Source organism: Pararhodobacter sp. (assembly GCF_036802785.1).
Lineage (GTDB): Bacteria > Pseudomonadota > Alphaproteobacteria > Rhodobacterales > Rhodobacteraceae > Pararhodobacter.
In genome coordinates, this window is sequence record NZ_DAIRVN010000032.1 from 28,389 (window position 1) to 47,544 (window position 19,156).

At 64.2% G+C, this 19,156-nt stretch carries 16 protein-coding genes; 6 read left to right on the forward strand and 10 right to left on the reverse strand.

The features are described from left to right. The first annotated feature begins 34 nt into the window (after positions 1 to 34). On the forward strand, positions 35 to 415 hold the full coding sequence (locus tag V7Q53_RS12265) for a hypothetical protein (protein WP_333828843.1): 381 nt from the start codon (positions 35 to 37) through the stop codon (positions 413 to 415). A gap of 136 nt (positions 416 to 551) precedes the next feature. Then, the gene (locus V7Q53_RS12270; RefSeq protein ID WP_333828844.1) at positions 552 to 2,171 is read left to right on the forward strand and encodes an NAD(P)H-dependent oxidoreductase; all 1,620 of its coding nucleotides are present in this window, start codon (positions 552 to 554) and stop codon (positions 2,169 to 2,171) included. A 12-nt stretch (positions 2,172 to 2,183) separates the two neighbouring features. Here V7Q53_RS12270 and V7Q53_RS12275 read toward each other — a convergent pair whose 3' ends face one another. Further along, the gene (locus V7Q53_RS12275; protein WP_333828845.1) at positions 2,184 to 3,791 is read right to left on the reverse strand and encodes an alpha,alpha-trehalose-phosphate synthase (UDP-forming); all 1,608 of its coding nucleotides are present in this window, start codon (positions 3,789 to 3,791) and stop codon (positions 2,184 to 2,186) included. 495 nt (positions 3,792 to 4,286) lie between these two features. Between V7Q53_RS12275 and repA the strand changes: the two genes are divergently transcribed. Beyond that, on the forward strand, positions 4,287 to 5,468 hold the full coding sequence (gene repA / locus V7Q53_RS12280) for a plasmid partitioning protein RepA (protein WP_333828846.1): 1,182 nt from the start codon (positions 4,287 to 4,289) through the stop codon (positions 5,466 to 5,468). After that, positions 5,468 to 6,430 (forward strand): plasmid partitioning protein RepB, encoded by a 963-nt coding sequence (gene repB, locus V7Q53_RS12285; protein ID WP_333828847.1) that lies wholly within the window; start codon positions 5,468 to 5,470, stop codon positions 6,428 to 6,430. Before repA ends, repB begins: the two co-directional genes overlap by 1 nt. A 22-nt stretch (positions 6,431 to 6,452) precedes the next feature. On the opposite strand, the gene urtE is transcribed toward repB, so the two are convergent. From urtE to V7Q53_RS12320, 7 genes are all read right to left on the reverse strand, one after another. Continuing rightward, positions 6,453 to 7,148, reverse strand: a complete 696-nt coding sequence (urtE, locus tag V7Q53_RS12290) for an urea ABC transporter ATP-binding subunit UrtE (RefSeq protein ID WP_333828849.1) — start codon at positions 7,146 to 7,148, stop codon at positions 6,453 to 6,455. 3 nt (positions 7,149 to 7,151) lie between these two features. Next, positions 7,152 to 7,892 (reverse strand): urea ABC transporter ATP-binding protein UrtD, encoded by a 741-nt coding sequence (gene urtD / locus V7Q53_RS12295; protein WP_333828850.1) that lies wholly within the window; start codon positions 7,890 to 7,892, stop codon positions 7,152 to 7,154. Further along, the gene (locus V7Q53_RS12300) at positions 7,892 to 9,079 is read right to left on the reverse strand and encodes an ABC transporter permease subunit (RefSeq protein ID WP_333828851.1); all 1,188 of its coding nucleotides are present in this window, start codon (positions 9,077 to 9,079) and stop codon (positions 7,892 to 7,894) included. Before V7Q53_RS12300 ends, urtD begins: the two co-directional genes overlap by 1 nt. A 3-nt stretch (positions 9,080 to 9,082) precedes the next feature. Beyond that, positions 9,083 to 11,026: an urea ABC transporter permease subunit UrtB gene (gene urtB / locus V7Q53_RS12305; RefSeq protein WP_333828852.1), complete on the reverse strand. Its 1,944-nt coding sequence runs from the start codon at positions 11,024 to 11,026 to the stop codon at positions 9,083 to 9,085. Positions 11,027 to 11,078: 52 nt separating this feature from the next. Beyond that, a complete protein-coding gene (gene urtA / locus V7Q53_RS12310) occupies positions 11,079 to 12,362 on the reverse strand; it encodes an urea ABC transporter substrate-binding protein (protein ID WP_333828853.1) in 1,284 nt (427 codons plus the stop codon). A gap of 554 nt (positions 12,363 to 12,916) precedes the next feature. After that, positions 12,917 to 14,014 carry a ParB N-terminal domain-containing protein gene (locus V7Q53_RS12315; protein WP_333828854.1) on the reverse strand — a complete coding sequence of 366 codons (1,098 nt, stop codon included), beginning with the start codon at positions 14,012 to 14,014 and terminating at the stop codon, positions 12,917 to 12,919. Then, positions 13,995 to 15,395: an AAA family ATPase gene (locus V7Q53_RS12320; protein WP_333828855.1), complete on the reverse strand. Its 1,401-nt coding sequence runs from the start codon at positions 15,393 to 15,395 to the stop codon at positions 13,995 to 13,997. The genes V7Q53_RS12315 and V7Q53_RS12320 overlap by 20 nt, the downstream gene beginning before the upstream one ends. Positions 15,396 to 16,101: 706 nt before the next feature. Here V7Q53_RS12320 and V7Q53_RS12325 point away from each other — a divergent pair. Next, the gene (locus V7Q53_RS12325) at positions 16,102 to 17,409 is read left to right on the forward strand and encodes a replication initiation protein (RefSeq protein ID WP_333828857.1); all 1,308 of its coding nucleotides are present in this window, start codon (positions 16,102 to 16,104) and stop codon (positions 17,407 to 17,409) included. Between the two features lie 15 nt (positions 17,410 to 17,424). Here V7Q53_RS12325 and V7Q53_RS12330 read toward each other — a convergent pair whose 3' ends face one another. Then, positions 17,425 to 17,721 (reverse strand): PRC-barrel domain containing protein, encoded by a 297-nt coding sequence (locus V7Q53_RS12330; RefSeq protein ID WP_333828858.1) that lies wholly within the window; start codon positions 17,719 to 17,721, stop codon positions 17,425 to 17,427. 571 nt (positions 17,722 to 18,292) lie between these two features. On the opposite strand from V7Q53_RS12330, the gene V7Q53_RS12335 reads away from it, so the two are divergent. After that, positions 18,293 to 18,766 carry a sigma-70 family RNA polymerase sigma factor gene (locus tag V7Q53_RS12335; protein ID WP_333828859.1) on the forward strand — a complete coding sequence of 158 codons (474 nt, stop codon included), beginning with the start codon at positions 18,293 to 18,295 and terminating at the stop codon, positions 18,764 to 18,766. Positions 18,767 to 18,776: 10 nt separating this feature from the next. Here V7Q53_RS12335 and V7Q53_RS12340 read toward each other — a convergent pair whose 3' ends face one another. Next, positions 18,777 to 18,953 carry a hypothetical protein gene (locus V7Q53_RS12340; protein ID WP_333828860.1) on the reverse strand — a complete coding sequence of 59 codons (177 nt, stop codon included), beginning with the start codon at positions 18,951 to 18,953 and terminating at the stop codon, positions 18,777 to 18,779. Between the last annotated feature and the right edge of the window lie 203 nt (positions 18,954 to 19,156).

Genomic DNA, 19,156 nt, shown 5'->3' on the forward strand with positions numbered 1-19,156 from the left:
AGGTTCCTTGACAGATGAACCGCAGGAGAATGACATGACGCAGGACAAACACGGCACGCCGCCCGCCGCAGGGCTGGGCGATGATCTTGACCGTGGCCGGGGGCGCGACAAGAACCCCTACCCCGACCCCTCCGCCGCACCGCTGGGCACCGATGACGAAGCCGCAGGCACACCCATCAGCCCCGAACAGTTGCGCATGGCGCGTGAACACGAGCTTCGCAAGGACGCCACAACAGACAGTGCCGCCCCGGCGGTGCTGCATGGCCACGAAACCCGCGAATTTGACTCAGACGCCACCTTGCAGCCTCCGCGCGGGCCGGTGAACAGCGGCCCTGTCCCCTCGCGGCCCTGGATGACCTACGCGGTGGGCGCCATCATCGCGCTTGTCGTGCTCTGGTTCCTGCTGGGGCGCTGACACCCGCGCCGCGCGCCACGGCGGCGAAGGCGACACCCTTTGCAACCAACGCCCTGCACAGGGGTTGAAAGATGAGTGCCCCGGCAAACCCGCGAAAGCCACCAGCCGCCGGGGCATGCAACCCAAAGGAATGCCGATGTCTCTTGACGCCCCTGCCCCTGAGACCCGCGCTGACGCCCCCGCCGCAACCGGCCCGGAACCCCGCCCCGCAGCCGAGGTCGCCGGTTACGGGACACCCGTGTTTTCCCCCGCCCCCGATGCGCCGCGCCTTCTGGTCATCCTCGGCCACCCGCGCCCCGGCAGCCTGTGTTCTGCCCTTGCCGGCGCCTATGTCGAGGGCGCGCGCGAGGCGGGCTGCGTGGTCGAGGTGGTTGATCTGGCCACGATGACCTTTGACGCCGATGTCACCGCCAGTTCCCCCGCCCACCAGCCGCTTGAGCCTGATCTGGAGCGCGCGCGCGACCTTGTGGACTGGGCGCAGCATCTGGTTTTCGTCTTTCCCAACTGGTGGGGCACAATGCCCGCCCGCCTCAAGGGTTTTCTGGACCGGGTGCTGTATCCCGGTTTCGCCTTCCGCGAGGAGGGCGGGCATTACTATGGAATGCTGGCCCCACGCACGGCCGAGCTGCTGATCACCATGGATGTGCCGCCCGCGGTCTATCGCTGGATTCAGGGCGCGCCCGGGGCAAAGTCGCTGTCGCGCGCCACGCTGGGCCTGTGCGGTATCACGACAGTCGCGGTAAACACCTTTGCCGCGCCCAGCCATTCCGATCAGCCCACGCGTGAGGGCTGGATAAGAGAGGCGCATGCGCTGGGGGCGAGCCGCGCCGACGGCCCGCGCGGGCCGGTGCAGGGCCAGTTGCACGCGGTAGGGCGCTGGCTGAAGGCTGTGCGCCCGCAATTCTACCCGATGAGCGCGCTGGCCTATACGCTTGGCGCCCTTCTGATGCCTGCCCCGCTCAACCTCTGGGCATTCTTCCTTGGCCTTGTGGCGATGGTCGCGCTGAAGGTGGCAACCGTTCTGACCAACGATCTCCATGATTATGAAAGCGACGCCCGCAACCGCTTCTGGAGCCCGTTCAACGGCGGCGGGCGCAGCCTGCACGAAGGCGGCTTTTCGCGCGCCGAGATGTGGCGCGGCACAGGCGTGGCGCTGGGGGTGAGCGCGGCGGCAACGGCGGCACTGCTGCTGGTCACCCCTGCCCCGCTTGTGGTGCTGGCGGTGCTGATGGTGCTGGCCGTGCTGGCACTCGGGTACACGATCCCGCCGCTGAAACTGTCGCACCGGGGGCTGGGTGAGCTGGATGTGGCGCTGACCCATGGGCCGGGTGTGCTGCTGCTGGGCTATGTCGCACAGGGCGGCGCATTGTCCGCCGGGCAACCCTGGCTTCTGGCGGGGGTAATCGCGCTGGCCGTGCTGCCCGCCATCATCCTGTCCGGGGTGCCGGACTACAGCGCCGACATTGAGGGCGACAAGTCCACGCTGGTGGTCAAGCTGGGTATTGTGCCCAGTGTTCGGCTGGCGATGGTGTTTCTGGCGCTGTCGGCCATCGGGGCGCTGGTGCTGGCCTTCAGCCCGGTGCCGGTGGGTCTGGCGCTGCCGCTCATCGCCCTGCCCCACGCCGCCCTTCTGCTCTGGCTGATGCGCCGCTATCTGGATGAGGGCGCGCCCGAGCGGCGGATTGATCTGCTGATGGGGCTGGGCCTGCTTTACATCGCGTGGTTCGTCATCGTCCCCTTCATCGCGATGATCTGAGCGGCGCGCGCCTCAGTCATGCCAGCTTGCGCCGCCCAGATTGTCCGGGCTCGCGCGCAACCATTCCCTGATCCCTTCCAACGTCGGGGTGTCAGGCAGCGCTCCGCTGCCGCCGCCAGCCAGCCGCACCGCACCCTCGCCGAGGTCAGCCGTCAGGGTGGCCAGAAACCCCTCAAGCCAGCCGCGCGCCGTCGCGGTGGTGACATGCGCCAGCAGCGCGGCATGGCGCGTGCGGCGTTCATCAAGCGACATGGTCAGCGCGCGGTGAAGCTGTTGCGCCATGGCATCCACGTCATAAGGATTGACGATCAGCGCCTCCCGCATCTCCTCCGCCGCGCCCGCGAATTGCGACAGGATCAGCACGCCCGGATCATCCGGGTCCTGCGCCGCGACATATTCCTTGGCCACAAGGTTCATCCCGTCGCGCAGCGGCGTCACAAAGCCGACCTTGCTCAGCCGCAGCAGCGGCGCCAGGGTGTTGCGGGGAACCGGGCGGTGGATGTAATGCAGCGGCGTCCAGTCGAAACTGGCAAACCGCCCGTTGACCGAGCCTGCCAGCCGCTCCAGCTCATCGCGGATATCGGCATAGGCCCCCACCCCTTCGCGCGTCGGCGGGGCGATCTGCAGAAACGTGACTGCCCCGGCCAGCTCAGGGTGCTGCGACAGCAGCGCCTCAAACGCCTTGAAGCGCCCGGGCAGGCCCTTGGAATAATCCAGCCGGTCCACCCCGATGATCTGCTGCCGTCCGCCCAGACGGCGGCGCATCCGGGTGATGGCCGGGTCGGTATCCTCCCTTCGGGCCAGTTCGGCAAAACCGCGCGCGTCAATACCAATCGGAAACCGTCTGATCTGCACATTCCGTGCGCCCAGCCTGAACCGCCCCCCCGGCAGCTCCTGCGCGGAGGTCCGGGTGCGCAGATAGGTCTTCAGGTTGCTGACATCGGTATGGGTCTGAAACCCTGCCAGATCATAATCCACCAGCGCATCGACAAGCTGCGGATGATCCGGCGAGGCGGTCAGCAGGTCCGGCGGCGGGAACGGAATGTGCAGGAAAAACCCGATCCGCTGGCGGCACCCCAGCTTGCGCAGGCAGGCCGCCAGCGGGATCAGGTGGTAATCATGCACCCAGATCACGTCATCGGGCTTCAGAAAGGGCATCAGCTGCCGCGCGAAGGCCTCGTTAACCCGCAGATAGGCCTCAAAGCTGGCGGCGCTGTAATCCACCAGATCAAGGCGGTAATGCAACAGCGGCCAGAGGACGGAATTGGCATAGCCCAGATAATAGGCCGAAAAATCTTCCGGTGAAACCGGCGCGCCGAGCGTGGTGACATTGCCGGTCTGGCGCGCTTCGACCGGGCCGCCGGTCTCTCCCTCGCGCGCGCCGTTCCAGCCAAACCAGATTCCCCCGCGTTTGCGCAACGCATCCGCCAGCCCCACGGCCAGCCCCCCCGTCTGCTGGGAAGAGCGCAGATCGGCAACCCGGTTCGACACAATGACCAGCCGCCGCTGGCCCGCCTCGGCGGTGCGTACGGAAAACGGGTCAGGCTGCGGCAGCGCTTCAACGGACGGCCCGGCATGAAGCCCGGATACGGCAGAAACAGGAGGGGTCTGGACAAGCATGATGTTCCCTTGACCTGGCATTCAGTTTCGATCGGAAACCCCCTCAGCCCGGGGTTTGTTCCCCGCCTCACGCCGCCCGGGCGATCACATTTTCGCCCCGGCCAACCAGCGCGCCGCTTCCCGCTTTGCCCGGAACAGCCGTTTCAGTCGTCGCAGGCAGAGGGATGCTGAATCATCAGCGCAAAGAGTCCCGTTTTTACATGCGCAAAATATTGCCGTTCTGCGCACTACCCGGATATTGCGAAAAATCAGGGCCTGCTGCGCCCCCTCGCCGCCCGCCATCAGCAGCCGTATCGCACGCAGAAGCAGTAAACCTGAGGCGCAGGGCAACGCGGCCCCGGTCGCACCCGCTTACAAACGACCGTTTATTAGCAACATCCAATTTTGCAAACCGGCAGGAACCGCTTGCACCACCCTGCCCCATCAGCCATTATTCACGGAAAAAACCGGCCAAACGCCAATAACCGTGAACACGAAGCAAAGATGTGAGCGCAAATGAGCAGAACCACCCCCGAAGACCTCAACGCGGTCATCCGCCAGCATTCCGAATGGCTGGCCGCGCAACTCCATGCGCAGCGCGAAAACCTTTTCCCGCCTGATGCCTCCAAAACCATGCGCAAATTCACCTCCGGTGAGGCCGCAGCCCTGCTGGGCGTCAATGACTCCTACCTGCGCAAGCTGCATCTGGATGGCAAAGGCCCCTCGCCTGATACCACCCCGGGCAACCGCCGCCTCTATTCCGCCGAGGATATCCACGCGCTGCGCGTTCTGCTGGAAAAGACCGCCCGCAAACCCGGTGATTACCTGCCGGGGCGCCGCGCGGGCGATCACCTGCAAATCATCGGCGTGATGAATTTCAAGGGCGGCTCCGGCAAGACCACCACCTCGGCCCACCTGGCGCAGCGCCTCGCGCTCATGGGCTACCGCGTTCTGGCGATCGACCTTGACCCGCAGGCATCGCTCACCGCGCTGCACGGCGTCCAGCCGGAATTTGATCTGCCCGATGGCGGCACCCTTTATGACGCCATCCGCTATGACAACCCGGTGCCCATCGCCAACGTGATCCGCAAAACCTATATCCCCAACCTTGATCTGGTCCCCGGCAACCTTGAGCTGATGGAATTTGAGCATGACACCCCGCGCGCCCTGTCGCAGGGCAATGCCGGGCTGTTCTTCTTCCGCGTCAAAGAGGCCCTTGCGCAGGTCGATGAAAACTATGACGTGGTGGTCATCGACTGCCCGCCGCAGCTTGGCTTCCTCACCATGTCGGCGCTTTCCGCCGCCACCGGCGTGCTGGTCACCATCCACCCCGAAATGCTTGATGTCATGTCAATGAGCCAGTTTCTGCGCATGACCGCCGATCTGATGGATGTCATCGCTGACAGCGGCGCCGACATGTCGCATGACTGGATGCGCTATCTGCTGACCCGCGTTGAACCCACCGACGCCCCGCAAAACCGCATCACCGCCTTTCTGCGCACCATGTATGGCGACAAGGTGCTCAACGCGCCGATGCTCAAATCCACCGCCATTTCCGATGCGGGGCTGACCAAGCAAACCCTCTATGAGGTTGAGCGCAGCGCCTTTACCCGCACCACCTATGACCGCGCGCTTGAAAGCCTGAACGCGGTGAATGACGAAATTTCGCAACTTATCCAGCAGACATGGGGGCGCTGATGACCGACAACAAGAAAAAGCGGCTTTCGATGCTCGACAGCATTGCCGCCGCAGGGGCAGGTGCAGGGGCAGGGACGCCCGCCACCAGCATGATGTCTTCCAACCGCGCTTTGCGTTCCGCCCGCGATGCCGTCGATGCCCATCATGTCTGGGAGATTGACCCCACTGACGTAGAGGATGACCGCCTGTCAGACCGGCTGGACCCCAGCGATGTCGCCGATCTGCGCGCCTCCATCGAGGCCAATGGCCAGACCGTCCCCATCCTTGTGCGCCGCCATCCTGATCAGCCGAACCGCTACCTGCTGGTCTATGGCCGCCGCCGGCTTGAGGCGATCCGCAGCTCTGACAAGCTGTCCAAGGTCCGCGCGCTGATCGCCCATCTGGATGACAGCGCCGCGCTCCGCGCTCAGGTCTCCGAGAATACCGCGCGGCGTGACCTCAGCTATATCGAGCGCGCGCTTTTCGCGCAGGAGCTGCTGGAAACCGGCTTTGGCACCCAGGCCCAGGTGGCCGAGGTGCTGAACGCCACCCGCTCCGCCGTCTCGATGGCGCTTTCCGTCGCCCGCGCTGTGGGCAGCGATCTGGCGCAGGCCATCGGCCCCGCCCATGGCATCGGCCGCCCCCGGTGGGAGGCGCTGGTCAAAGATCTGACCGAGGGCACGCCTGACCGCCCCCGCCTCATCGCCACCGCCCAACAGGCCCGCGACAAGGCGCCTGAGGGCACCGATCCCTCCACGGCGGCGTTCGAGGCCGTCGCCCGCGCCCTCAAACGCCCCAACAGCACCCCCCGCACCCCTGCCACGCCCCTGCAACTGGGCGGCCAGCCCGCAGGCACCCTGCGCAAATCGGCGAAAGGCCTCCAGCTTGACCTGACGCTGGACCCGGCCTTTGCCGACTGGCTGGAAGTCAATGCGCAGGATGTGCTGGATGAGATCCACCAGCGCTGGCAGGAACACGGCTGAGGCATGTTCACAGCTGTGAACCTCAGAGCGAGACACGCTCCAGTATCTCCTCGCGCGTGACGGAACCCGCCGCGCGCGAAAGCACCACTTCCCCCCGGTTCAGCACGCAGAACTGATCCGCCAGATCATGCGCAAAGTCGAAATACTGCTCCACCAGCACCACCGCAATCTCGCCCTCTTCGCGCAACAGCTCAATCACCTTGCCGATCTGCTTGATGATGTTCGGCTGAATCCCCTCGGTCGGCTCATCCAGCAGCAACACCCGTGGCCGCATGATCAGCGCCCGCGCAATCGCCAGTTGCTGCTGCTGCCCGCCTGACAGATCGCCGCCGCGCCGCTCACCCATCTGCTTCAGCACCGGGAACAGCTCATAAATCCGCTCCGGCACCCTGCGCTCACCCCTCGGCAAACACGCAAACCCGGTCTGCAAATTCTCGGTCACGCTGAGCAGCGGAAAAATCTCCCGCCCCTGCGGCACATAGGCAATCCCCGCCCGCGCCGCCTGCACCGCCGACAGATGCCCCAGCGCCTGCCCGTCCAGCGTGATCGACCCGCCCGAATACGGGTGCCGCCCGGCAATCGCCCGCAACAGACTGGTCTTGCCCACCCCGTTCGTCCCCATCACCGCCGTCACCGCGCCCGGACGCGCCACCAGCGAGACCCCGTGCAATATCTGCGACGCCCCGTAATGCAGCGTCAGATCCTTCACCTCTAACATGCTCTAACGCCCCAGATAGACATCAATCACCTGTTGATTCTTCGTCACATGGTCCAGACTGCCCTCCGCCAGAACCGCGCCCTCATGCAGCACCGTCACCCGGCAATCCAGCCGCCGGATGAACTCCATATCATGCTCAATTACCATCACCGCCCGTGTCTGCGCCGCCCGTTTCAGCAGGTCGGTGGTGTGCTCCCGCTCCGCCGGCGTCATCCCCGCCGCAGGCTCATCCACCAGCAGCAACCGCGGGTCCTGCGCCAGCAGCATGCCAATCTCCAGCCATTGCTTCTGCCCATGGCTCAGATCGCCCGCCCGGTCCTCCAGCCGCAACAGCAAACCAATCTCCTCGGCCAGCGCCTCAATCCGCGCGCGGTCCGCCGCACCCGCCTTCCACATCAGCACCGACAAAGGCCCGCGCCGGTTCTTCAACGCCATCGCCAGATTGTCGCGCACGCTTTGCTCGTCGAACACCGTCGGTTTCTGAAACTTCCGCCCAATCCCGGCGCGCGCAATCTGGCTCTCGCTCATCTTCAGCAAGTCCATCTGCCGCTCACCAAACACCACCCGCCCGCTGTCAGGCCGCGTCTTGCCGGTGACGATATCCATGAACGTGGTCTTCCCGGCACCATTCGGGCCGATAACGGCGCGCAATTCCGGCTCCCCCACCGCAATCGACAGGTTGTTGATGGCGCGAAAGCCGTCAAACGTGACCGAGACACCGGACATCTCCAAAAGTGTCTGCATCAGCGTTTCCTCACCAGATAGTCAAACAACCCGCCAATGCCTTTCGGCGCGAACAGCGTCACCATGACAAACCCCAGCCCCAGCAACACCTGCCACCATTCCGTCCACAATATGCGGTAAAACCCCAGGTCGATGTTCGGTGCGCCGCCCCCGGTCAGCCAGCTTGACAGCAGCGACACGCCCGCCGCGCCGATCACCGCGCCATAAAGCCGCCCACGCCCGCCTATCGCCACCCAGACGGCAAGGTAGATACTGGCGATGGGTGCCAGCTCGGCGGGGTTGATGATGCCCGCCTGCGGGTAATACAGCGCCCCTGCGATACCAGAGACGATTGCGGTGAGGGTAAACACGAACAGCTTGTAGCCCTCCACGTTGTAGCCCAGAAACCGCACCCGCGCCTCGTTGTCCCTGATCGCCCGGATGACAGAGCCGAATTTGCCTGAAACCACCCATGCGAACATGAGATACCCCGCCCCCAAAGCGAATGCCGAGGCCCAGAGGAACCACACCGACAACACCGCCTGCGGCACATGCAAAAGGCCCGGAATATTCTGCAACCCTGACAGCCCGTTGTTGCCGCGCAGGCCGGTATCGTTCTGAAACAGGTAGAGCGCCAGCGCGAGCGTCATCGCCTGCGTCAGGATCGACAGGTAAACCCCTGTCACCCGGCTGCGGAACGCCAGCCAGCCGAACACCAGCGCCAGAAGGCCCGGCACCAGCACCACCATGGCAAGCTGGAATGGCAATGACCCTGCGAATGTCCAGATCAGGGGCAGCTCTGACGTGCCGACAACGCCGAATATCTGCGCCGCCACGGCCTCCGACAGTTCGGCCTCGGTCGGTGGAATCGTCCCTCGTGCCAGTGAATCGCTGATCACAATCTCGGTGCGCGCATACATCAGCCACATGCCGATGGCATACCCGCCCAGCCCGAAAAACGCGAAATGGCCAAGGCTGAGGATGCCGCAATAGCCCCAGACCACGTCCATAGCGACCGCAATCAGGCACAAACACAGCGTCATCCCCAGGATCTTGACCATCGAGGTAGACACGAGGCCAACGCCCACGCCTTCCGATAGAACGCTGATCACCAGCGTAAACACCCCCAGCGCCAGCATGAACCACGTCACCGACGGGTTTTCACGCAGCAAACGGCGGCGGGCGTGCATTAAAACAGTGTCTGACATGGCTTAATCCCCCGCTGCACGGCCTTTGAGAGCGATGATGCCCTTGGGCCGGAACTGGATGAACAGAATGATGAACAGAACCATATAGGTTTGGGCTGCGAGCGTGTTCGAGGGGTTGAACCACTCGATCCCCTTTTGCAGGAAACCGATCAGCCCTGCCCCGGCCAGCGTCCCCCAGACATTGCCGACACCGCCCACAACCACGGTCATGAAGCTCTGCACGATATAGGCCGAGCCCATCTCGGACGTGACCTGCGCATAAAGGCCAATCGCCACGCCAGCGACCCCGGCAATGCCCGAACCAAGGCCAAAGGTCAGCATGTTGATCTTGTCCGGGTTGATCCCCACACTCGCCGCCATCCCGGGGTTCTGCGTCACCGCCCGCACCTCCAGCCCCAGCCTTGTGCGCAGCAGGATGAACAGCAGCATCGCCAGAAACATCAGCGCCAGCACGAAAATGGCCACCCTTATGGTGCTGATGGACACGATATCATTGATGCTGATTGCGCCTGCCAGCCAGTCCGGCGCGGTGAGGGGCCGGGCCTGCGTGCCAAAGATGTTCTTGGCCAGTTGTTGCAGCGCAATCGAGATGCCGAAGGTGGCCAGAAGCGTCTCTAACGGGCGGGTATAGAGATGTCTGATCACCAGCCGCTCCATCGCCACCCCCGCGCCGAACGTCACTGCAAAGGCCAAAGGCAGCGCCACGATCAGGCTGGCGGTGTAATCCGGGATGAAGGTCTGCACCACATAGCCGGTATAGGCCCCCATCATGATGAACTCACCATGCGCCATGTTGATCACCCGCATCACGCCAAAGGTGATCGCCAGGCCGATGGCGGCCAGAAAGAAGATCGACGCAAGCGAAAGCGCATCCAGCGTGATGCCCAGAAACTGGAACGCCCTGATCCGCGTGCCGGTGCTGTCCAGCGCTGCGCGCGCGGCGTCGGTAACGGCCTGATCAGGCTCTGTATAGGCGTCAAAGAACACATGCGCCTCCACCACCGCAAGGATCTCCGCCTCGGTAACCAGCGGCGGCACCAGCCCGGCGGCCTCCAGCGCCGTATAGGCCTCCTCCCGCGCCACGGTCTCATTGAGCCGGTGCAGCGGCACACCGCCCACCGCACCGTCACTGACATGGCCCCGCAGCGCATCGCGGATCGCATTGCGCCCCTGACGCACCGGCACCAGCCCTGCCCCGGCCAGCTCGTCATAGGCTGCGTTGACCGACATATGGGTGCCGGGAATGCGCACACGGGCGATGTTAGAGCCTTCCGGCAGCGCCGTGCCCACCCCGGGCGTGGTCTGCAATATCTGGTTCAGCGCGCGCCGCGCCTCCGTGCTGATATCGCCCGCCAACCCCTCGATCGCATCCACCCGCGCCGCCGTATCCGTGGCAAACCGCGCGTTCAGCAGGTCCAGCACCCGCTCCTTGCGCAGCCGTATCCGCGCGTCAGGCTCCTCCTCAATCGACTCCGCCAACAGCGGTATCTGCTCCGCATCCGGGCTGCGGCCAATCGCCTCCAGCGCCGCCAGCCTGCGCGCGGGGTCATCCGCCGTCAGCTCAAACCGCACCAGCGCCGCCCCGATATCGCGCCGGACCCCGGCATTCGGGCGTATCTGGTTCACCTCGCGCGTGCTCACCTGCGGCCCCTCAGCGCCGGTGTCGATATCCACCAGCACCAGCGCCCGCCCCTCGGCCCGCGCAAAGTAAAACAGTCCCGAACCCGGCTCTTCATACACTTCCCGCTCCTGCCAGAGGCGCAGAAACTCGGCCGTGCCGGGTGGCTCCGCCTCCCGCAGCGCGGACAGCACCTGCTCCACCGTCCCGCGTGAGGGGTTGGCAACGGCTGCCTGATGGGCCTGCAACACGTCCTGCAAAGGGGTCTGCGCGGCCAGAGGCGTGACCAGCACAAAGGCCAGACACACCGCGCGAAAGATCATCCGCATGGGCTTTCCCGTTCAATGGGGTGCGCAGCCAAAGCCGCGCACCCGTCACCACTCAGTAGTTCGAGGTCAGCTGCACACAGGTGTCCGTCGCCGTGTCGAACATGCCGCATTCCAGCTCCTGCCAGTCACTGACCAGCGTGGCGCTTTCCGGCAGGAACGGGGTCCAGGCCGCGCCCGGCACTTCCTCGGTCTGGCTGATGATGTCGAACTGGCCATCGGCACGGATCTCGCCGATCAGCACAGGCTTCGTCAGATGGTGGTTGGGCAGCATCACCGCCGTCCCCCCGGTCAGGTTCGGAAACTCCTGCCCCCACATCGCCTCACGCACGGCATCCACATCGGTGGTCCCGGCCTCGGTCACCGCATTCACCCACATGTTGAAGCCGATGTAATGCGCCTCCATCGGGTCATTGGTCACGCGGGCCTCATCGCCAATGAACGCATGCCATGCCTCGATGAAGGCCTCATTCTCGGGCGTATCGGCCGACATGAAGTAATTCCACGCCGCCAGATGCCCCACCAGCCGCGAGGTATCCAACCCCGAAAGCTCCTCTTCGCCCACAGAGAACGCCACCACCGGAATGTCATCCGCGCTTACACCCTGCGCCGCCAGCTCGGTATAAAACCCGATATTCGCGTCACCATTGATGGTGGAGATAATCCCCACCTGCTGCCCGCCAGCCCCCAGCGCCACCACATCCGACACAATCGTTGACCAGTCGGAATGCCCGAACGGCGTGTAGTTGACGAAGATATTCTCCGCCGGAATCCCCTGCTCGGCCAGATAAGCGGCCAGAATGTTGTTCGTGGTGCGCGGGTAAACATAGTCGGTACCCAGAAGCGCAAAGCTCTCCACGCCCAGTTCCTCGATGAAATAATCCACCGCCGGAATCGCCTGCTGGTTCGGCGCCGCACCCGTATAGAACACGTTGCGCGAGCTTTCCTGCCCCTCATACTGCACCGGGTAGAACATCAGCCCGTTGAGTTCCTCCAGCACCGGCAGCACCGATTTCCGGCTGACCGAGGTCCAGGCGCCAAAGATCACATCCACCTCGTTGACCGTCAGCAACTCCCGCGCCCGTTCGGCAAACAGCGGCCAGTCCGAGGCCGGGTCAACCACCACCGCCTCAATCTCGCAACCCAGCAGCCCGCCCGCGGCGTTCTGCTCGGAAATCAGCATCAGCATGACATCGCGCAGCGTGGTCTCTGAGATCGCCATGCTGCCGGAAAGTGAGTGCAGCACACCCACCTTGATGGGGCAGTCGGCGGCGGCGGGGGCGGCAGCGGCAATCAGCGCCGAGGCGGCCACCGTCGCAAACAAAGTTTTCCTGTTCATTAAGCACTCTCCCTGTGAGCGTGCCGCGATGCGTCCCGGTGCTTGCATTGTGTTGCAAATGACACCATCTGACGTTTCGCAGCATCCGTTGTTGTCGCTGCCCGGCTGTCGGTTCCGGCCAGATCAGGCGGCCGGGCAGTGTTTACGCAAGGGCATCCCTGCCCCCGGATGCTGCGGAAATTCCCGGCGTTTTGACAAGCGCGGCCTGCGCAAGCATTCTGCGGCGCAGAATTTCGGCCGCCGCGCCGCCCAAATGTTAGGCATTTCGCCCGCTTCACCGGCAGATCCGAATCGTTGAAGCTGGAAATAATTAAGAACATTACGTGAACATTAGCGCTGCGCGCGCCGAGAGGGGATGGAGGTTTCGCATGCGAAACCTGTTTACCACGCCGTCAACCGCAATGCCGCGATAGGAAAGAAGAGGTTTCGCATGCGAAACCTCTCAGCAAGCACCCTGCCACCGGCACAAAAAAAGAGGGAGGTTTCGCATGCGAAACCTCCCCCTCTGTCACCGCCCCGCCCGGCAGGTTTCGCATGCGAAACCTAAGCCCTTCTCACTCCGGCCCCAGCAGCCGCTGAATTTCCAGCATCACCGTATTCACCAGCTCCGCATCCACCTGCGCACCCTTGAACCGGATCAGATAGTTCTTGCCGTCATGCTCGCGGATGATGCTCATGCCATTGGCCAGCGGCACCGTATCCTCGCGGACCGCGCGCTTCACCGGCGCCGACCGGGGCCGCCCGCCGCGCGCCGGGTCGCTGCCCTCGGCCTCGGCGGCCAGAATGAGCGGCTCCAGCAGCGCCCATTCCTGCTCGGCGCTCACCCCCTGCCCGCTGGCCAGCGCGCCGCGCATCTCGGCCCCGTATCCGGCCCGCAGCGCCTGCGCCAGCCGCAGCCCGGCGCGCTCAGACAGGGCGGGCGCAAAGCTCAGCAGGTCACCCAGTTCCTCATGGATCAGCGCGAAGCTGCGCACCTTGGAGCGTTTCGCGCGCGAACCGGCGTGGAACAGCGCCTCCACCGCCGTCTCAACATTGGCAAACGCCCCCTCGCCCGCCGCCAGCACCGCCACCCGGCCCCGCTCATATTGTGACAGCTCAGCCCTGATCTCGTTCTCCTCGACCATCGCCACATAGGCCGCCTGCGCATTCTCAGGCCTGCGGACAAAGGCGCGTACCCGGCCATAAGCCGCCTCGCCCGTCTCGGCATGCAGCCCGCGCAACGCCGACAACCGCCGCCAGCCCGAGATGAGGCCATAGCGCCGCCCGTCGCGCGGCTCCGCCAGCTCAAACACCTCAATCGGCAGCCGCAGCCCATGCGCCCGGATCGAGGCGCGCAGCTCATCCATCTGCGCGCCGTCAATGCGCATCCGGTCGCGGGCCAGTTCCTCGGCATGAACATCGTCGATGCCGATCTCGGTAATCAGCAGCCCCTCGGCCTCGGCCCGGCGCAGGCGCGCGGCATCCGTTGCATCGCGCGCGGCCTGTGCGCGCAAGGGCGCGGGCAGGGGTGCTGACAGCGCAGCGGCTTCGCCCGCAACATGCGCAATCGGCGGCCGCACCCCCGATCCGTCGCGGGAGGTTTCGCGTGCGAAACCTTCCTCGATCTTCTTCAGCTCATCGGCTGACGGAACCTCAAGCCTCCTGCGTGCCATCCTCTGCCTCCTTCGCCATCTGTTGGTCGCGCCACCATGCGCCGATCAGAAGTTCCTTGAACTCGGCATAGGTCCGGTCAAAGGTCTCCCGCCCCCGGACATAGGTCTCGCGGTTGAAGTCGCGGTAATCAGCCTCATAGATCCCGCTGACCCGTTCGCCTGCCTGGCCGACAAGGGCGGTATAGTCCTGCCGGTAGGCATTCATGAAATCGCCGAAATAGGCCTGAATGACATTGGCAAGGTCGGTCTGCTGGCTGGCGTCAAAGCGGGTGATGACGGCGCGCACCACGTCCCATTCAAAGCTGATATCCCCCAGCCCCGCCGCCCGCCGCGCGGTATTCTCACCCTCCTCTATACTGGCGAAGGTGGAATAGAGCATGTCAAAGAACCGGCCCGTGCTGTCAAACTCCAGGAACGAGGCGCCCAGCGGGACCAGCAGGATATCGGCAGCGGCCAGCGCGTTGATGGTCAGGTAGCCCAGGGCAGGGGGGGTATCGAGGAAGATGATATCGTATTGCTCCAGTATCCCCTCGCGCTCAAGAAAGGCGTTGAGGGCATCCCAGAGCGGCCAGCGCCGCAGCCCGATCCGCCAGACGGGGATCTGAAACTCGGCCCAGTAAAGGTTAAGCTGGGCGCCGATCAGGTCGATATTGGGCCAGTGGGTTTTCTGGATGACATCGGCGGCGGTGATCTTCAGCGCCTCTTCCAGCGTCTCGTCCATCGGCAGGGGAGGGTGGCCGGCGGCGGCGCGGACGGTGTTTTCCTCCTGCAGGTGGAGGGCGTAATCCTTGGCCATCAGGGGGAAGACGGTGGACCATTCATCCGCCACCTGCCCCCCCATGATCGAGGTCATGGAGCCCTGGCTGTCAAGGTCGATCACCAGCACCTTGTAGCCGTCCAGCGCCGCCGACATGGCCAGATGCGCGGCGGTGGAGGTCTTGCCGACGCCGCCCTTGAAGTTGGCCACGGCGGTGATCTTGGCGGGCAGTCCGGCGGGGCGCCAGGGGCGGTATTCCTTGCTGCTCGCCCCTTCCTCGGCAAAGAAGTTTCGCAGCGAAAGCACCTCTTCCAGGGTGAACCACTTGGCGCCGCCCTCACCCTCGCCCTGGGGCAAGTCAGCGTTGTTGCGCAGCACCCGGCGGAGGTGCGATGCTGCGACGGGAATCAGGTAGCGGCAGATTTCCCAGGTGGAGAACTTGCGCAGCCGTTTGCGGCCATCGGGGGCATAGCCCTTGCGGGCCAGATCATCGCGGCCCCGGGCGCAGAAAGCCGCGGCCTTGGCGAAGCGGGCGGTATCGACGGGCTGGCCGAGTTTCGCTGCGCTACGGGCCGGGTCGAGGTTGAAATAGGGGGGAAGGGGCGTATCGCTGCCGCGTGTCATGCTCGGTGTCCCTTGTCCATGTCACAGGTTTTCTTTGTTATACGCCGGAATATGGCACATCTGCGCCGATGAGTGAATCGGAAACGCCAGACGCGCATGAGTAGCCCCGGGGGGAGGTTTCGCATGCGAAACCTCGGTTGATGCGGAAGGGTGCAGGCAAAAAGAAGAAGAATATATGAAGAAGCAGCACGCAAATGTTGTATGAATCTTTAAGAATAATTTAGACTCTTTACGCTCATAAAACCATTATATATCAATTAATTACACTAGTTCAGGAACCCGCTTACAGGCTCAGAGGAACCCGTTTGCAGGGCCTTAGGGACCCGTTTGCGGGATGCCGGGAACCCGCCTGCGGGGCGAGGGGGACCAGCCTGCGGGAGCGGTTATCTGGCCCGGGAAGCCCCTTAAATACCCCTCAGTCCCCCGCGATTCGTCTCCGATTCGGGCGATTCGGGGTTTTGGGGAATCGCGGAACCCGCCGGGAGCCTGCCGCCAGCGGGGTGTTGCGTGGCTGGGGGACCTGCGTACGGTGGGACAATACAACAGGAACCTGTTTACGGGATGAGTGTTCAACGCCGCCCATCCTGTATATGGGCACCTAAAGAATTCTTGAGCATGGGTGCCTGTTCTGGCACAATCACCCTGTGCCGGAAAGACCTCAACGGGCAGCGGCGCCGAGGCAGAGCAGGGCAAAAAGGCAGGCAACATGGCCAGAAAAGCGATACAGGAAGATATCCCGCAACGGGCGCTGACCGGCGCGCTGCGGCGTGGATCGGTCAAGAAGAATGTCGCCGCGATTCATGTGTCGGGCAAACTGACGCTGTTGCAGCGCAAGCTGTCGAATGTGCTGCTGCTCAATGCCTATGACCATCTGATCACCCGGCAGAAACATGCGATTGATGCGCGCACCCTGTGCCTGATGATCGGCTACAATTCAAACGACATGGACACGCTGAAGGATTCGCTGCGCTCGCTGGCGGAGACGGTGGCGGAATGGGACATGCTCAATGAGAAGGGGCAGCAGGAATGGGGGGTTTCGGCGCTGCTGTCTTATGCCAAGCTGTCAGGCGGGGTATGCGAATATGCCTATTCGCCCGCGCTGGCCGAAAAGCTGCATGACCCCAAGATTTTCGCGCTGATCAACCTGAACATCCAGCGCCGGTTTACCAGCGGGCATGCGCTGGCGCTGTATGAGAACTGCTTCCGCTTTGTGCGCACCGGATCAACCGGCTGGTGGCCGCTGGACCTGTTCCGCCGCCTGATGGGGGTGGAGGACAGTGCGTATTACGAGAATTTCAAGCAACTCAATGCCAAGATCATCAAGCCCGCGGTGGCGGAGGTGAACAAGTCATCGAACATCGTGCTGACGCCGGAGTTCCGCAAGCAGGGCAGGGTGGTGACGGACCTGCGCTTTCTGATCCGCGAGAACCCGCAACTGGCGATGTTCGATATCGACGATGGCGCAGGGCTGCGCAGCTCGCTCACCTATAACCGGCTGCTGGCAATGGGGGTCAGCGACCGGCTGGCGCGGCAATGGATTTCGGAGCATGGCGAGGCGCATGTGCGCGGCAAGCTGGAATATGTGGCGGGGCAGGGGGGTGTGAAAAGCCCGGTGCGCTATCTGGCTGCCGCCTTGCGCGATGATTATGCGGGGCCTGACGGGGCAGGGGGGGCGGAGGAAGCGCCCAGCCCTGAGGCCGTCGCCGCCGCCGAGCGCCGCGCGCAGGAGGCGGAACGCGCGCGCATTGATGAGGCCGCGCGCGAGGCGGAGCTGGCGCGCGCCCGGCGGGAGCGGGCCGCCAAGCTGGCGCGGGTGCGCGAACTGGCGGAGGGGCGCAACCCCACGCAGCGCAGCAGCGACAAGCGGTTGTTTCTGTCACGTCTTGAGGGGGAACTGGAGCGCGCCGACTTTGCCAGACATGGCTGGGCCAGCGCGCTCAATGCCCGCGCGATCTGCGCCTTCTGGGAAGAGCTGCAGCCGGGGCTGTTTGAGGGCCTTGAGGAGGCCGGTTAAGGTTTTGAGGGCGGATCAGTCGCGGTGTTCGGGCAGATCCTTGAGCGCCTCTTTCGACCATGAGGTCACGGCGTGAACGGTGCCGCTTTCATCGCGCATCGCGTCCAGCTCGGACAGCGGAATGCGGACGGGTTTGGCGCCGATGCCCAGAAAGCCGCCGACATCAATGATCACCTGGGCCGAGGGGCCGGCGCCGTGAAGATGGTCGATATGGCCGATCTTCTGGTCGCCGGGGCCGTAAACGGTAGCACCGGCAAGAATGTCCTGGGTCAGTTCGGCATCGGTCAGGCGCGGATGGGCAGAATGGTCCATGGTGATATCCTCTCCATTGTTGCGTTGTGCAAAATGAACGCCGGGGGCGGAGGGATGTTCCGTCACGATATCGGGTAGGGAAATAGGGCAGGGCGGCGGGAACCTTGTGCGCGTTGGGCGGTTGAGGGGGCCAGAAGGGTGGTCTGCCCGCGCCTCATGCTCAGAGGAAGAGCCATAGCCCAAGGAACAGGGCCAGCAGGACCACCAGAAAGATGACGACGCCCGGCGCGACGCGCGAGGGCACAGAGGGCGGCGATGCGCCACCTTCTTCCCCCGCCAGGGTTTCTGCCGGGCCGGGGGGCGTGGGAGTGTTCGCTGCTGCGCGCCGATTGAGAGCGCGCCGGCGCGCAAGTCTGTGCTCAGGGGTGGTCATCTGCTCGCTTCCGATTCTTTCACAATCGCTTCAACTTCGATGGAACGCAAATGTTCCATGCGAAACCGGCGATTTTTTGCTGGTCACCGGGGGCGCGGGGAACGGGCGCGCAGCCCCTGCATTGATCTGCATGCACAAGCCATCCCCGGGGCGCGGGTTCCGCCGGTACCCCTTCCTCTGAAGCCGAAGCGAGAGATCATGTCCGACGATATCCTGTCATATTTGCCCGCGATGAGGGCCTTTGCGCGCTCATTGGCCCGCAATGCGACGGATGCGGACGATCTGGTGCAGGAAACCCTGCTGCGCGCGCTGGAGAATATCCACCGCTACACGCCCGGCACCAATCTGCGGGCCTGGCTGTTCACCATCATGCGCAACCGCTTTTATACCAACGTGGCCCGGCGGGCGCGGGAGCGGACGGGTGTGAGCGATTGTGTATCGGATACGCTGATCGAGGAGCCGAAGCAGGAATGGACGCTGCGCATCCGCGAACTGGCGGAGGCGATGGCCGAACTGCCGGTGCATTACCGCGAAACCATCATGCTGGTGGTGGTGCTGGAGGAAAGCTATCAGACTGCGGCAGAGATCCTGGAATGCGACATCGGCACGGTGAAAAGCCGGGTGTCGCGGGCGCGGCAGATGCTGAAACAGCGGCTGGGCGACGAGATCTGAGCCGCGCGGTTCACGGCAGCTTCTCCGGGGGCGGCAGTTTTCCGGCGGCTTTGAGGGCGTTCTGCAGGTCAAGGGCGGTGGCGGTCAGCGCGGCGGGCACCGGCTCTTGCGCGAGCCGGGGGAGGAGGGCGTTCAGTTGCTGATCCAGCGTGTCGGCTGGTTTCGGTCCGGTTTTCGGGTCTTCCATCACTGCTCCGCCCTGCCTGAATGCGCTTTACGTGAACGTCGCCTTGTCAGAGATGCCGGACATTCTATGCTAAGTTCCGTCCGAACCGGACCATTTTCTGCTCTGATCACGCAGGGATGAGCGAAGGCTTGCCGGACAGGTGGGCGGGCGTCAGTGCGCGGATTGCGCCCGGCAGACACGCGACCGCGCCCCGGGAGGGGGGC

What these genes read in the sequence shown, in the direction of transcription:
- V7Q53_RS12265 (WP_333828843.1), top strand. Translation starts at nt 35, where the DNA reads ATGACGCAGGACAAACACGGCACGCCGCCCGCCGCAGGGCTGGGCGAT.
- V7Q53_RS12270 (WP_333828844.1), top strand. Translation starts at nt 552, where the DNA reads ATGTCTCTTGACGCCCCTGCCCCTGAGACCCGCGCTGACGCCCCCGCC.
- V7Q53_RS12275 (WP_333828845.1), bottom strand. Translation starts at nt 3,791, where the DNA reads ATGCTTGTCCAGACCCCTCCTGTTTCTGCCGTATCCGGGCTTCATGCC.
- repA (WP_333828846.1), top strand. Translation starts at nt 4,287, where the DNA reads ATGAGCAGAACCACCCCCGAAGACCTCAACGCGGTCATCCGCCAGCAT.
- repB (WP_333828847.1), top strand. Translation starts at nt 5,468, where the DNA reads ATGACCGACAACAAGAAAAAGCGGCTTTCGATGCTCGACAGCATTGCC.
- urtE (WP_333828849.1), bottom strand. Translation starts at nt 7,148, where the DNA reads ATGTTAGAGGTGAAGGATCTGACGCTGCATTACGGGGCGTCGCAGATA.
- urtD (WP_333828850.1), bottom strand. Translation starts at nt 7,892, where the DNA reads ATGCAGACACTTTTGGAGATGTCCGGTGTCTCGGTCACGTTTGACGGC.
- V7Q53_RS12300 (WP_333828851.1), bottom strand. Translation starts at nt 9,079, where the DNA reads ATGTCAGACACTGTTTTAATGCACGCCCGCCGCCGTTTGCTGCGTGAA.
- urtB (WP_333828852.1), bottom strand. Translation starts at nt 11,026, where the DNA reads ATGCGGATGATCTTTCGCGCGGTGTGTCTGGCCTTTGTGCTGGTCACG.
- urtA (WP_333828853.1), bottom strand. Translation starts at nt 12,362, where the DNA reads ATGAACAGGAAAACTTTGTTTGCGACGGTGGCCGCCTCGGCGCTGATT.
- V7Q53_RS12315 (WP_333828854.1), bottom strand. Translation starts at nt 14,014, where the DNA reads ATGGCACGCAGGAGGCTTGAGGTTCCGTCAGCCGATGAGCTGAAGAAG.
- V7Q53_RS12320 (WP_333828855.1), bottom strand. Translation starts at nt 15,395, where the DNA reads ATGACACGCGGCAGCGATACGCCCCTTCCCCCCTATTTCAACCTCGAC.
- V7Q53_RS12325 (WP_333828857.1), top strand. Translation starts at nt 16,102, where the DNA reads ATGGCCAGAAAAGCGATACAGGAAGATATCCCGCAACGGGCGCTGACC.
- V7Q53_RS12330 (WP_333828858.1), bottom strand. Translation starts at nt 17,721, where the DNA reads ATGGACCATTCTGCCCATCCGCGCCTGACCGATGCCGAACTGACCCAG.
- V7Q53_RS12335 (WP_333828859.1), top strand. Translation starts at nt 18,293, where the DNA reads ATGTCCGACGATATCCTGTCATATTTGCCCGCGATGAGGGCCTTTGCG.
- V7Q53_RS12340 (WP_333828860.1), bottom strand. Translation starts at nt 18,953, where the DNA reads ATGGAAGACCCGAAAACCGGACCGAAACCAGCCGACACGCTGGATCAG.